The organism is Butyricimonas faecihominis (genome assembly GCF_033096445.1).
In the GTDB taxonomy this organism is placed as follows: domain Bacteria; phylum Bacteroidota; class Bacteroidia; order Bacteroidales; family Marinifilaceae; genus Butyricimonas; species Butyricimonas faecihominis.
In genome coordinates this window covers 3145520-3159114 of the sequence record NZ_AP028155.1, presented here as the reverse complement: position 1 = coordinate 3159114, position 13595 = coordinate 3145520, and the positions used below count along the sequence as shown (strand labels likewise).

Genomic DNA, 13595 nt, shown 5'->3' with positions numbered 1-13595 from the left:
TTCAGGACAATACAATATTAGATAGCGTTTTAATAGAATTTTAATAGTGTGATTATAATTTTTTATCCGGAAGTGATCATCAAGTGATCTATTATACTTGATGTAATGATTATTAAATAAGGGACTTAAAATGTTTGTCGTGGGGAGAACGACCCGATGGGTACCCGTTTTGTATTTACGGGATACTCATTTTTTTGATCAATTTTGGGCTCGGAACTCGTTGGGTGTGCATCCGGCCACCCGTTTGAACATCCGGCTTAAATGCTGGGGATATTGGAATCCTAGATCGTAGGCGATTTCGCTCATCGTTTTGTCCGAGGAGAGTAGGTTTTCCTTGGCGCGTTCGATGACCTTGGTCTGGATGTATTCCGAGGCCGTTTTTCCGGTTTGTTTGCGGATCATGTCACCGAAATAATTTGGGGAAAGAAAGACCTTGTCGGCGAAGTATTTGACTGAAGGTAGGCCTTCTTGTTGTGGCATCGGGCCATCGAAATATTCATCCAGCAAGCGTTCGAACCGGACGATGATGTCGTTGTTTTGCTGGTTACGGGTAACGAATTGTCGGTCATAGAAGCGGAGACAATAATCCAATAGCACGCCAATGTTCGCCGTGATCAGCCGTCGGCTGTGTTTATCGATGGCGTGTTCCAGTTCTGCCTGTATTTTATTCAGGCAATCCATGATGGTCTGGCGTTCCTCCTCCGAGAGATGTAGGGCTTCATTTACTTCGTAGGAGAAAAACGTGTAGTTACGAATTTCTTGTCCGAGTGCCGTACCCCGGATCAGGTCGGGATGAAACAGTAGTCCGTGGGCAATGGGGCGAACCCCGGGTGCCATATCAATCCCGGTGATCTGTCCCGGGCCGAAACTGACGATGGTGCCGTCCTGATAGTCATAGAATTGCCGTCCGTAGCGGATGTCTCCGCATTTGACGTCTTTCAGGAAAAGAGCATAGATGCCGTAATTAAAAACCGCTTGAGTGGGCCATCGAGTGGCTTGTGATAAATCGACGATGCTGACTAACGGGTGGCGGGTTTCCAATCCGTAGAGCTTGTTATAGTCGTCCACGTTGTTTATTTTCAGAATCTCTTCCATGTTGTTCGTTATTAGCTATTCACAAAAATAAGATATTTTGTCGGAAAAATAATCGGTGTACTTTGAAGTTCCGTAATTCGGGTATAAACTTCTGTAAATCGTGTACAGGCGGGCCGCTTGAGGGTGTGTCAAAAGGTATTAAAAAAAGCAGCCCGATAAAGGCTGCTTTTCTTGCTCTGAAGTTGTATCTTTATTTGATCAATCCTTTGTCGAATTTTTCTTTCACCTTGATCAACATATCGTTTGTCATGCTGGTAAGGTCGAATTTCGGAGCCCAGCCCCATTCTTCGCGGGCGCAAGTGTCGTCCATGCTGTTTGGCCAGCTGTTGGCGATGGCTTGTTTCACCGGATCAATCTGGTAATCCATCTTGAAGTCGGGGAGGTGCTTGCGGATTTCGGCTGCGATTTGCTCGGGTTCGAAGCTCATGGATGCGATGTTGAAGCTGTTCCGGTGTTTTAATTTGCTGGGATCAGCTTCCATTAATTGTACAACCGCGTTTAAGGCATCCGGCATGTACATCATGTCCATGTAGGTTCCCTCTTTCACGTTACAGGTGAATGAACCTTTGCGTATGGCGTCGTAGTAGATCTCTACGGCATAATCCGTGGTTCCACCACCGGGGAGAGTCACGTATGAAATCAATCCCGGGAAACGCACGCTACGGGTGTCAACACCGAAACGGTTGAAGTAGTAGTCGCTTAAAAGCTCGCCTGTTACCTTGCAAACCCCGTAAATCGTGGTGTTGGAACGTTGCAGCGTGTCTTGGGGAGTTTTGTCTTTTGGGGTATCGTTCCCGAAAGCCCCGATAGAACTCGGCGTGAACACGGCACAGTTGTTATCCTTGGCAATGTACAGAGAGTTGGTTAAAGCACCAATATTGATGTCCCAAGCGAGTTTGGGGTTCTTTTCTCCCGTGGCTGACAACAGGGCAACCAAGTTGAAGATGGTGTCAATATTGTATTTTTTCACGATGGCACTGAAACCTTCCCCGTCAAGAGCGTTCAATTCCTCGAATGGACCTGCTTCTGCCAATGCTTTACATTTTTCAGCACTAATATCAGCTGCCACTACATTGTTGTTTCCATAAATGGATCTCAAGTGGGGTACCAGTTCGGAACCGATTTGTCCCCCTGCACCAACGATTAATATTTTTTTCATCTCTATAAGTTTTTGTGATGAATGATGTTACTTTTTCTAGTTTTAGATTGTAACGCGAAAATAGTTATTTTAGAATCTCCTTGACTAACAATTGACAATTTTTTTTGCCTATTCACTAAAAAGTTGTTCGTCAGAATTCTGTTCTGCTTCATAATATTCATCGATTTGCAGGTTCGGGGCTTTATAGGCGGCCACGGCGAGCTGGTCACAGCGTTCGTTTTCCGGGATATTGGCGTGTCCTTTTACCCAAATGAATTTCACGCGGTGTTTGCGATAAAGGGCGAGGAATTGTCGCCAGAGATCTGGGTTCTTTTTTTTCTTGAATCCGGTCTTTTCCCAACCGAATACCCAACCTTTTTCAACGGCATCGACCACGTATTTCGAGTCGGAGTAGATGGTCACGTTGCTTCCTTCGAAGCGCAGGGCGGCAAGCCCGATGATGACGGCGAGCAATTCCATGCGGTTGTTCGTGGTCCGGCGAAAGCCTTCCGACAGTTCTTTACGATGCGGTCCGGCCATGAGTACGACCCCGTAGCCTCCCGGTCCGGGGTTGCCGCTGGCGGCTCCGTCTGTGTATATCGTGATATTATGTGACATATATTCGTTTTTACGGTGTAAAAGTAAGTATTTTGTTAAAATATTTGTATATTTATATCGAGGAAACAACAGGCCTTTGCGTGGACCTGATAAAATAGCAAATATGATAAAATTAAGTCAAACTGTCTTGATGTTCCTGTTCGTGGGCATTCTCGTCGCTTGCCAACCGAGGGAACGGGTGATTGATTACCCGGCCTTTCAGGCTAAAAATTCTGCATCACTTGAGATTTCCCGTATTGTTTTGAATGACTCGGCTACTATTATTTATGCCGATGTCGAGCAATTTCCCGGTGGCTGGGCCCGGGTGGATTCCGGGATCTATATCTTGGCGAACGGGCAAAAGTATCTTGCCTTGAACTCGGAAGGATTGAAGTTGAGCGAGAAATTCGAGATGCGTGATACCGGGTTGCTCTCGTTCAAGTTGTTTTTCCCGCCACTCCCGAGAGGGGTGAATTCGATCGATGTGATCGAGAGCCGGATGAATCTGGGGGGCTGGCATATCTGGGGATTGAATTTGAATCCTGATGTTGAAGTGGCCGCGGTGGCTGTCCCGTCGGACGTGTCTGCCCGGGACTGGAAGGAAGCTACCACGTTGCCACCGGCTGAGTTGAAGACAGGGAAGACGAGGGTGAAGGTGCGTTTATGCGGTTATCGTGATTTGATGGACGGGCGGGATGTCGAGCTTTTCGTGAGCGATATGTTTAGCCCGGGGAAGGAGTTGTCGAAGAGGATAGATCAGGATCACAGTTGTACGTTTGAATTTGATCAGTATTCCACGATGTGTGTTCATTTGAGTAACACGCTTTTCCACACGATGATCGTGCTTGATCCGGGGGATGACGTGGAGGTGTATGTCGATTTGGAAGAGGCAACCCGAAGGGCTTCTCGCTACCAGAAAGACCGGATGAAGGCGCATCGTTTGGCTTACGTGGTCGGGGAAAGTCGATTTATCCCCTTGAATTACGCGTTACAGGATGAGTACGAGGATGGATTTTCCATGTATTCTTTCTATGAGGATATCAACGGGATGAATGCCGACGAGTATATTGCGTACGTGATGAAGCTTTACAGGACCGAGATGGATCGTTTGGCGAATGACAAGGCGCTACCGGATGGGGTACGGAAATACCGGGAGATCGGGGTGAAAGGTTTTGTGATGAGGCTGGTTTGTTCCGGGGAGTCTAATTTGGAAACGGCTTACCGGGAGGCGAATCATATCGGGTGGGATCAACGGGAGATCGATTTCAAGGCCCCGGAGTTCACGGATAAGCATTTCGCGGTGTTGAAGGATTTGGATGTGAATCGGTTGGATATGTTGTACGCTCGTGATTTCCCGTATTGTTTTGATATTGTTGGCTACCGGATTCCGTCGCTGAATCGGTTGGAAAAGATACTGGGGAGTCAAGAAGGATTTTTGATCGATTATTTCAAATTGCAGGGTATTTATGATCAACTGGAGAATATGAAGCCCTTGACAAAAGAGCAACTACGGAATCTAGCTACTATCGATCCTTACTATACGAAGGCTTTTGAACAGGTGAAACGGCAGATCGATGCTAAAGTTGCGGAAAGTAAGGTGAAAGCGGAAAAACGAATCCGGGAGGTGCCGTCGGTGTCTGATAAAAAGCTATTCGATGCGATTATGGCCCGCTATAAGGGGAAAGTGGTGATGGTGGACTTGTGGGCTACGTGGTGCGGACCTTGCCGGGGGGCGATTGCCGCTTTTGAACCCCGGAAGAATAAGTTCAAGGATAAGGATGTCGTTTTCGTGTATATCACGAACGAATCTTCCCCGGAATCCAAATGGTTGGAGATGGTGGCAGGAATCGAGGGGGAGCATTATCGTTTGAATCGTAAACAATGGGATTATATATGTGATTATTTCGGTGTGGACGGGATTCCCTCGTATGTTATTGTTGACCGGGACGGGAATGCCCGGTTGAGAAATGATTTGAGGGGATCGGGGATGTTGGAACAGGAATTGTCGGGGATGCTTTAAGCGCCCCGTTGATATTTCATCGTGAACTCTTGCCGACCGGTTTGTTCGTCGGTTTGTTCACGTGTGACCGTGAAGCCTTGGCGTTTGTAGAATGCCAAGGCTTGCGTGTTTTCCGCGTAAACGTTTAATTCCAGTTCGGGGTGTTGTTGTTTAACATGTGCCATGAGGGTTTGCCCGATTCCTTGTCCTTGCCGGTCGGGAGGGACGAAGAGAGCGGCGATGTAGTTGTTGATCAGTGAGATGAATCCCGTGACCTCGTTCGTGTGTTCGTCTTCGTGGATGAGGGTTTGGCTTTGTGGCAGGTACTTGTTACGCATATCCGGGATCTTGCTTTCCCAGTAGGAACGGGGAATGAAGGAGTGGGCAATGGCGGATGCTTCCAGCCATATCTGGATAACGGCGGCCTCGTCTTGTTGTTGAAAGTGGCGGATCATGGTCTTGTATATTTTTGCGTTTATGTGAGCGAATGTAATAAAAAATAGGCGAGATTGAAAGTGTTTTTTAATGGAGAGGAATAAATGTTGGAAAAGAGGGGGATAAAATTGTAATAGCTTGAAGTGCTGATTTTCAGAAAAAAGTTGTTACTTTTGCATGGTTGCGATTCATTGAGGAGGAGTGGAGACATTGATTTTTTGTCATGAGGTGCGGCGCTTTACCAAAAAGTGTATGTTTGAATATTTTTTGCATTAAATAAAAATAAGAATAATGGATTTTGTATCTCCTGAACATTTGTTCGAGGAACTTCCTCTCACGAAAGAAGAGGCAGGCATTCTTGACGAGTATATTTGCGATTATGATTTCACGGTTGTTGGAAAACAAGGGCCGGAGTGGATATTTTCTTTCTTGGGTGTTGTTCGTGCGGAGTTGGGGGGAGAGGAAATGATCTTGGAGGATTATGATCTTCTGAATGATATTTTTATTCGTATACTGGAATGGATGCTTGAGGGATCCGATTATTTGAAATGTTTTGAGGGGGTCAAGCTGAATGATGCCCGAATGCAGGTGGAACGTTATCTGGATGAGGCTATTGCCAGTAGGGAGGCGGTCCGGCTGATTGATGCTGGGGAAGAAGGGGAGTATATTACTTCGAAGTTGGAGAAATTGATGGTGTCGGGTTACCTGTACAAGAAATCGCTCGTGTGGATAACGCTACTGACGATCGTTCGGTTTAGTCCGAGGTTGCATTTATTGCCGGCACGGGGACTCGTTTTACTGGTGTATAACACGTTGAATAAACCTAATCCAAGGGTGATGGAACGTTTTAACGAACGGGTAGCTCTTGTGAGAGAACAGGATGATACGCTGTGTTTTGAGGGATATACCCGGGATCAGATTCAGGAGGCTGTTTGGATTCTGGGGGCCCGGATCTTGTTGGGGGATCCCGTGCAGGAAGAGCTGGCAAGCTTGCGTTCCATGTTTTTCAGGTACTTGTATGTGTTACGGGATAAGGAAGATGAGGTGATTCGGAAGAACGCGTTTAATTCTTTGTTATTTAACCAGAAGAATGCCGTGTTCACGTGGGAGGATTTGTTAAAGTTCTCTATTCCCGTCCTGATGGAATCTATTGCAGAAAAGACGGTTGATGCGATTAGAAATTGTCAGGGGCGTCTGTACGAGGGACACGGGCAGTTATTGGTGGAAACGAAAGCGATCACGCTTGCTGCCCCGGTTTCATTAAAGTTTGACACGCTGATGGAGATTGACGGTGTTGCTCTGAAACTCGGGTACAGTAAGAAAAAGTTGAGTTTCGAGGAAGGGTTGGTGGGAACGACTCAAGCGTGGAGAGGTATCCTCGCTGACTTTTCGGATGAATTGAGAAAGAGCGTGATTCATAAAAAGCGGCCGCCCGTGGGGGCTGTCGTGAATATACGGGTGAAGCTGGTGCATAATTTTAAACCCACGCTGGCTTTCGTCGCGATCGTGGACCCGCAGTACGACGGGCAGGGTATTCTGCATGTCAGTCAAGTGACACGGGCAAGGCTGGATAGTTTGAAAGATATTCTTCATCCCGGGGATATTATGACGGCGACGGTGGTGGAGTCGGAGGATGACCGCTTGCAGTTCTCGATCTGGGAGGAACTGAATCAGGTGGCCGTGGAGCATTTGCGGGTTGGTGATCAGTGTAACGCCTTACTCTTGAGCGAGAAGAATGGTTTCGTGACATGGCTGTCTGAAAGTGGTTTCTTGGTTTCTACTCCTCTGGCAGAGGGGGTAAGCGAGGAAAGGGGGGGGTACTATCTTTTGGAAATCACGGATGTCCCCCCGGTAGGAAGAATCAAGGGAAAGATTTTGGAAGCGACGAAGGAACGGTTTGACCGGCATGAGGCAGTGGCCAATCTGGTTTACAGTTATATAGAAGAGTGCAAGAAATATAAAAACGGGGACGGGCAGGGAAAGTTTAACACGGGCAAGATCGAGCGTTCTATCGGGGTTTCGGGTAAGTACGTGAAGGAGTTGATCCGACTGTTGCAGCTTTACCTGACGCAAGAGGTCTGTTTGGAGAATCTGAATTTACTTTATTTTATTCGCTTGTTGGCTCACGTGTTGGGTGATTATCGTTTGAAAGGGTATTATGATTGCCTGATCAATCATTTGATCGTGAAGTATGAATTTATAGAGGGGCGTTTGGAAACATTGGATCTGGGCGTGTTGGAGAAAGACTTCCGGGCTTACCCGGCATTGGAGCCTTTGTGGGCGGTGATCCGGATGCTGGCGTCCTACGGGGACCGTTCTTTCGCGGGGGATTTGGAACGTCTTTCTCATTCGAAGGATGATTACGTGGCTAAAGTGGCCGAATCTATATTGGCAAAAGAGGGGCAGGGAAATCTTACGGAAGAATCCCGTTGGAGGGAGGATGAGTTATTGGAATTGCTGTCGTTGAAGGGAAAAGGTGAAGAAGATCTCGTGTCCGGGAATATGGAAGAAAAGAGGACGTTTAAGAATTCGTTGGTCTATCCGGTGGGGGCGAAGCACGTGGATGTGGAGGCCCAATTGGACTCTATCATGCAGGATATGTGCCGTTTCTTGAACAATCAGGGAGGAGCCGTGTATATCGGGATGAGTGATAAGGGGGTACCTGTGGGGATTCAAGCGGATTTGGATTATTTGTGTTGCAATTTGGACAAGTATGAGCTGTTTCTTCACCAAAGGATCAAGGAGGCTTTCGGGGAGGAGGTGGATCGGACGATCAGTATTGAAAGAAAGCAGTTTGGAGACAAAGTGGTGGAGGTTCTCGTGATTCCACGTTTTGATGGGGAGGTGGAGTATCATTCGGAAAATTGATATGGAATATATAAGAGTTTTTATTATTTTTAGCCCGTAAAATGAGGATTAAATATAGAATGAAAAACTCGGAGAGGATATTGTTGCAATTTAAAAATGACGAGCGGAAAGGTTTTCGTCTATTATATGATTCATTTTATGATTCTTTAGTTCTATTTGCTACACAGTTTATTGGCGAGGCGGAAGAAGCTGCAGATATTGTTCAGGAGTGTTTTGTCGATTTTTGGGAGAATCGTCGTTTTTCTTTGTTACGGGGAAGTTTGGAACATTATCTTTTCTCGGCGGTAAAGCATGGATGTTTGAATTATTTGCGAAATACCCGTCGGCGGGAGGGTAAGAGTGAACAGATTCGCGATGAATTGTATTGTGAGGTTTCTGATGAGAATTCGGAATTAATTGAAAAGTTGTACCTTGCAATAGAAACGTTACCGGAAGAACGCAAGCGGGTATTGCATATGGTTTGTATGGAAGGGATGAAATACCAAGAGGTTGCAGATTGTTTAGGTATCAGCATTAATACTGTTAAGACACAGATGGGGAGGGCTTTTCAATTTCTACGACGAGCACTCGGAGCGGATGATGCATTGATTCTAGTATTATTTTTCAAAAAATTGTTTTCTGCTGTCACCCAAAATGAATAGTTAGGTTCCTTTAAGGAAAAATGACTAATAATGAGTGATAAAATTCATGAAATAATAGCTGCTTATTTGGCGGGAGAATGTGTGTTGGAAGAAGAGCGACAGGAAGTTAAAAGATGGTTGCGGGAACACGCGGGAGAAAAGGATATCGAGCTCCTACAAGGGATGTTTCGGAGTTCCCGCTTGATGAGGGAAAAGGCGGTTTGCCGGAAAGAGTTTGTTCTCGAACGGATGGAAAAGGAGGTGCAGCGTCGGCAGAGAATGCGGAGAATTAGATGGTATTACTCCGGGGTTGCTGTTGTTGCCGTTTTATTAGTAGGATGCGTATTGATATTTGGAAGGTCGGGATTGAAGCCAGAGGATCTTGATATTCCTGTTGATCTTGTTCAAAAGATGAATGTTTCTAAGGTTCATCTGAAATTGAGTACGGGTGAAATGATTGAACTGGATAAATATCAGGGAATGATGATCCGTGAAGATAGTGTCCAGATCACTAATTTTGATTACATGTTAAAATATTCGTATGATACTGTGGCATCAACGGAGGTGAGATACGATACTCTTGTGATTCCCCGGGGGTCGGAATATAGTATAGTGTTGGCAGACGGCACGAAGGTGTTTCTGAATGCTAGTTCGGAAATTTATTATCCAGTGGTATTTCCCGGAGATAAACGAGAAGTGGGATTGAAGGGGGAAGCTTATTTCGAGGTCGCAAAAGATGAACATCGTCCGTTTTTTGTACAAACGGGAGATGTTCGGATTCGGGTATTGGGTACCTCTTTTAACGTGACTTCTTATCCTGAGCATGAAAAAATAGAGACTACCTTAGAGCAGGGACGGATTCAAATAACGAACGGGAAGGAGCAGGTGGATGTTGTACCAGGAAAACAGGTAGTTTATGACAAAAAAAATAGTCAATTTAAAATGAGGTCGGTTGACACGAAGTTATATACATCGTGGAAAGATGGGTATTATAAGTTTGAACAGATGACGTTAGAGGAGATCATGGAGACATTATCTTTATGGTATGATTTGAATGTCTTTTATGTGAATGCCGAGGTTAAGTCATTGGAATTTACGGGACGTTTAAGGCGATATGATCGTGTGGAAGGGTTATTGCGAAAATTTGAACAGATGAATTTGGTTGAATTTGAATTAAATGGAAGAAATGTTATGATAAGGAAGAAATAAAAGTTGGAAATTCCCCAATTTCCAACTTTAGATAAAGTACAACAAGGATGTGTGAAAAGATTGTTGTACCATGTGTAATCTTAAAAACAAAAGTATGCAAAAAAGTCGAATTCGAATAAGGGCTTTGCGAGGCATTCTTATTCGGAAAATGTTAATCTTTATGAAATTGTATTTTCTTTTTCAGTTTGTTTTTTTTATTTCGGTACAAGCTAGTGTTTATTCTCAGCAGGCAGTAGTGAACGTGGAGATGGAAAATGTCTCTTTAAAAACAATTTTTACAGAACTTGGTGTGCAAGCAGGTTGTGATTTCTTGTACAATAATCAGATGATTCAGCAGAAGGGGTTAGTAAGTTTGAAAGTCCAAAATAAACCTTTGAATCAAGTGCTGGAAGAGTGGTTGCCTTCGTTGGGATTGACTTTTTCTTATGATGATAATGTGGTTATAATCCGTGCCGCAAGGGATGATGAGAAAAAGGTGTATGTCATAGAGGGGAAGGTTGTTGATAACAATAATGTTCCCATGCCGGGGGTCACGGTGCTTTTGGATAGTACCCAAATCGGCACAGCGACGGACACGGCAGGACATTTTGTTTTACCTCTACCTAAAGGGGCAGGACATTTGGTATTTTCTTTTGTCGGTTTTAAAACAAAAAGAGTGGCTTATACTGCGGGGAAATTGGTGATCGTGAAAATGGAGGAGGATGTTTCCGGGTTAGATGAAGTTCAGGTAGTGGCTTATGGTTCCCAGAAAAAGCGTACCGTGATCAGTGCTATATCTTCTGTAAAAGGGGAAGAGTTAAAAGAATTACCGACGCATAGCTTGGAAAACTTGTTACAAGGGCATATGGCTGGAGTAGAGGTTAGTAATATATCCGGTTCTCCTGGAGGAGGTGGTTCTTTAGTGGCTATTCGCGGTTATAATTCCTTGGGTGTAGCGGGAGAGAGTGCGGACCGTCAATATGGAACTCCTTTGTATGTAATTGACGGGGTACCGATGCAGGCATTTACTTCTTCGGTTACGGGAGCGAATACTTTATCTGATCTTGATCCTTCCATGATAGAGTCTATTGAGGTCTTGAAAGATGCGGCTTCTGCTGCTATTTATGGTTCTCGTGCGGGTAACGGTGTCATTCTTATTACAACAAAGAAAGGGCGTGCGGGAAAAGCGCAGTTCAATGCAAATGTGTCTTATTCCGTGTCTTGGTTGCCGAAAGCTCCAGAACAGTCAGGAGGACGGTACGAAAGATTGTTTTTTTTGAATGCTTTGCGTAACACTGTTGCGCCTTACAAGACGGCGTCAGGAGAATGGAAAGTTCCGGTATCTTATGAAGAAGTTTTTGCGAATAAGGGAACTAATGGTCCTATTTATAATTGGTTTTGGGGGAAAACGGGACCTCAAGATGCGGTGGCGTTACAAGATAGTTTGAATCCTTTTTACAATAATTCAACGCATTGGTATCGTCAAAATTACAGGAATGCGGGGGTGGTTAATGCGAATTTGCAAGCTTCCGGGGGATCGGAGAGTGTGCGTTACATGGTTGGAGCCGGTTATTATGATGAAAAAGGAATTGCGATTAATACTGATTTCAAGCGTTTTAATGTATTGTCAAATTTGACCGCCAATCCGACAAAGCGTTTGCGTATGGACACACAATTGAGCCTTACGTATAGTGACCGTAGTCGAGGAACTTCTGCCGGTGTTGGTGGAAGTAAGTTTGAGGGGATTAGTTCCGATGCTAAAAATACGTCTACTCTATTGCCAGGAGGTGGTGTTATAGGGGATTTGATTATCCAAAAATATAATGAAATTTCAGAGAAAAATCATAGTTATTCGCTGCGTTATAATATGTCATTAGATTATGAGTTGATACGTAATTTGCATTTGAAGGTTTCTGCCGGGATTGATTATAATCAACAGAATCAGAATACTTTTAAGCCGCGAGCCTTGGATTCTTATACTCATTTCTCTACTTCCGAAGGGACAATAACAAAAGATTTGTCTATCTTGAATGAAAATTTGTTGACTTATACTTTTAATTATTTGGATAAACATAATTTCAATGTTATGTTGGGGCTATCTTTCCAAAAAGATCAATCTTTTAATAATAAAGGAAAAGGTATAAACGGACCTAATGATAAAATTCATTATGTGGGGTCCGGTTGGGGTGGAGCCAATGGCTTGAATAATACCGGAACCGCGGAGAATCCCTCTTATGCGTCAGCTTTTGAGTATTCTTCTGGTTTTTCTGAAGAACGTATGAATAGTTACTTTGGTCGATTGACTTATAATTACAAGGAGAAATATTTATTTGAAGCGACACTCCGTCGGGATGGTTCTTCCGTGTTTGGAGAGGATGTTCGTTGGGCAACATTCCCTTCAATAGCATTAGGATGGACGTTTTCGGATGAAGAATTTATGAAACCATTTTATTGGTTGAGTTTCGGTAAGATACGGGCAAGTTGGGGTATTTCCGGGCAAAAATTTAGCCAACGGTATTTGTCTCAAGGATTGTTAACTGCGACTTCGGTTACATTTCACGGCAATGCGGCAATGTTTCCAGATGTAAACGGTGGTGTCATTAATAAGAAATTAAGTTGGGAGGAAACAAATCAATATGATTTGGGCTTGGATTTGAGTTTTTTAGATTATCGTTTACGTCTTGTCGTGGATTATTATTATCGTTACACTAAAGGACAGTTGAACAGAATCTCTTTGCCTGGAGATATTTATTATCACTTGTTCCAGTGGCAGAATGGAATGGCTATTTCTAATCAAGGACTGGAACTTGAGCTGGAGGCTGATATTTTGAGACACACGTCGGTAAAATGGAAAATGAAATTTAATGCTTCTCGTAACTGGAATCGTTTTGAGAAGAGTGCCGATGGTTTTGATTTTGAGGAACAGGTGATTGGAAAGCCCCTGCATCAGATAAGGGTTTTTAAAACAGATGGTTTCTATGATTCCTTGAAGGATGTTCCAGTTTATTATTTGGCCAATAGAGAGGTGCAACCTCTTTATTCCGGGAATACGACCGGTATTTTTCTCCCGGGAAGCCGGAAGATTATCGATTTGAATGGTGATGGAAAGATTTCAGAAAATGATGATGTTTATTTTGCAAAGAGTCCGCTTCCCTTGGCTCATGGTGGATTTATCAATCAACTTCGTTGGAAGAATTTTGATTTGAATATATTCTTTAATTATTCACTTGGGCGGCATATTGTGAAAATTTATGATGATATGAGTTTGACGGTAAACGGGGATGCGAAACCGTTGTTCGTGGATGTTAACGATGTGAATATATGGACAGGGGCCGGTTCGAAGGCTGATTATCCGAAATCCCAGATGTATGTTTATTTACAAAATCAAACAAGTGGCCGTTATGATTGTGATATCGAGAATGTAAGTTTCCTACGGTTGAAACAACTGACGTTAGGATACAATGTGGGCGAACGGGTTCTTAACAAGTTAAAAATTTCGGGAGCCAGAGTGTTTATTACGGGAGAGAATTTGTTCTTGTTGACAAATTATTCTGGTTTGGATCCGGAGTTAGTTAATCCCACTCAAGGGGTGGATAATATGGGATCTTATCCGTTACCACGTAAGTTTACCGTGGGATTGTCTGTAAACTTTTAA

Annotated in this window: 9 protein-coding genes; 5 read left to right on the top strand and 4 right to left on the bottom strand. The window is 44.1% G+C overall.

Features of this window, described 5'->3' with window-relative positions; all coding sequences use genetic code 11:
* Positions 1-198 precede the first annotated feature (198 nt).
* From R8806_RS13020 to rnhA, 3 genes are all read right to left on the bottom strand, one after another.
* Positions 199-1095, bottom strand: coding sequence for a helix-turn-helix domain-containing protein (locus R8806_RS13020; RefSeq protein WP_124317547.1), 897 nt, complete (start codon positions 1093-1095; stop codon positions 199-201).
* A gap of 190 nt (positions 1096-1285) precedes the next feature.
* The gene (locus R8806_RS13015) at positions 1286-2254 is read right to left on the bottom strand and encodes an NAD-dependent epimerase/dehydratase family protein (protein ID WP_087419403.1); all 969 of its coding nucleotides are present in this window, start codon (positions 2252-2254) and stop codon (positions 1286-1288) included.
* A 108-nt stretch (positions 2255-2362) separates the two neighbouring features.
* Entirely contained in the window at positions 2363-2851 is a 489-nt protein-coding gene (gene rnhA / locus R8806_RS13010; protein WP_124317546.1) for a ribonuclease HI, read from the bottom strand.
* 103 nt (positions 2852-2954) lie between these two features.
* On the opposite strand from rnhA, the gene R8806_RS13005 reads away from it, so the two are divergent.
* Entirely contained in the window at positions 2955-4850 is a 1896-nt protein-coding gene (locus tag R8806_RS13005; protein WP_124317545.1) for a TlpA family protein disulfide reductase, read from the top strand.
* Here the strand turns inward: R8806_RS13005 and R8806_RS13000 are convergent.
* Positions 4847-5284: an N-acetyltransferase gene (locus R8806_RS13000; protein ID WP_124317544.1), complete on the bottom strand. Its 438-nt coding sequence runs from the start codon at positions 5282-5284 to the stop codon at positions 4847-4849. The genes R8806_RS13005 and R8806_RS13000 overlap by 4 nt on opposite strands.
* 271 nt (positions 5285-5555) lie before the next feature.
* Between R8806_RS13000 and R8806_RS12995 the strand changes: the two genes are divergently transcribed.
* From R8806_RS12995 to R8806_RS12980, 4 genes are all read left to right on the top strand, one after another.
* Positions 5556-8132, top strand: coding sequence for an RNA-binding domain-containing protein (locus R8806_RS12995; RefSeq protein ID WP_124317543.1), 2577 nt, complete (start codon positions 5556-5558; stop codon positions 8130-8132).
* Positions 8133-8191: 59 nt separating this feature from the next.
* On the top strand, positions 8192-8773 hold the full coding sequence (locus R8806_RS12990; protein ID WP_164720027.1) for an RNA polymerase sigma-70 factor: 582 nt from the start codon (positions 8192-8194) through the stop codon (positions 8771-8773).
* A gap of 30 nt (positions 8774-8803) precedes the next feature.
* The gene (locus tag R8806_RS12985; protein WP_124318149.1) at positions 8804-9961 is read left to right on the top strand and encodes a FecR family protein; all 1158 of its coding nucleotides are present in this window, start codon (positions 8804-8806) and stop codon (positions 9959-9961) included.
* A gap of 160 nt (positions 9962-10121) precedes the next feature.
* On the top strand, positions 10122-13595 hold the full coding sequence (locus R8806_RS12980) for a SusC/RagA family TonB-linked outer membrane protein (protein ID WP_229783004.1): 3474 nt from the start codon (positions 10122-10124) through the stop codon (positions 13593-13595).

Bases quoted from the DNA above. Each gene is read 5' to 3' on its own strand.
- R8806_RS13020 (WP_124317547.1), bottom strand. From the start codon at position 1,095: ATGGAAGAGATTCTGAAAATAAACAACGTGGACGACTATAACAAGCTC.
- R8806_RS13015 (WP_087419403.1), bottom strand. From the start codon at position 2,254: ATGAAAAAAATATTAATCGTTGGTGCAGGGGGACAAATCGGTTCCGAA.
- rnhA (WP_124317546.1), bottom strand. From the start codon at position 2,851: ATGTCACATAATATCACGATATACACAGACGGAGCCGCCAGCGGCAAC.
- R8806_RS13005 (WP_124317545.1), top strand. From the start codon at position 2,955: ATGATAAAATTAAGTCAAACTGTCTTGATGTTCCTGTTCGTGGGCATT.
- R8806_RS13000 (WP_124317544.1), bottom strand. From the start codon at position 5,284: ATGATCCGCCACTTTCAACAACAAGACGAGGCCGCCGTTATCCAGATA.
- R8806_RS12995 (WP_124317543.1), top strand. From the start codon at position 5,556: ATGGATTTTGTATCTCCTGAACATTTGTTCGAGGAACTTCCTCTCACG.
- R8806_RS12990 (WP_164720027.1), top strand. From the start codon at position 8,192: ATGAAAAACTCGGAGAGGATATTGTTGCAATTTAAAAATGACGAGCGG.
- R8806_RS12985 (WP_124318149.1), top strand. From the start codon at position 8,804: ATGAGTGATAAAATTCATGAAATAATAGCTGCTTATTTGGCGGGAGAA.
- R8806_RS12980 (WP_229783004.1), top strand. From the start codon at position 10,122: ATGAAATTGTATTTTCTTTTTCAGTTTGTTTTTTTTATTTCGGTACAA.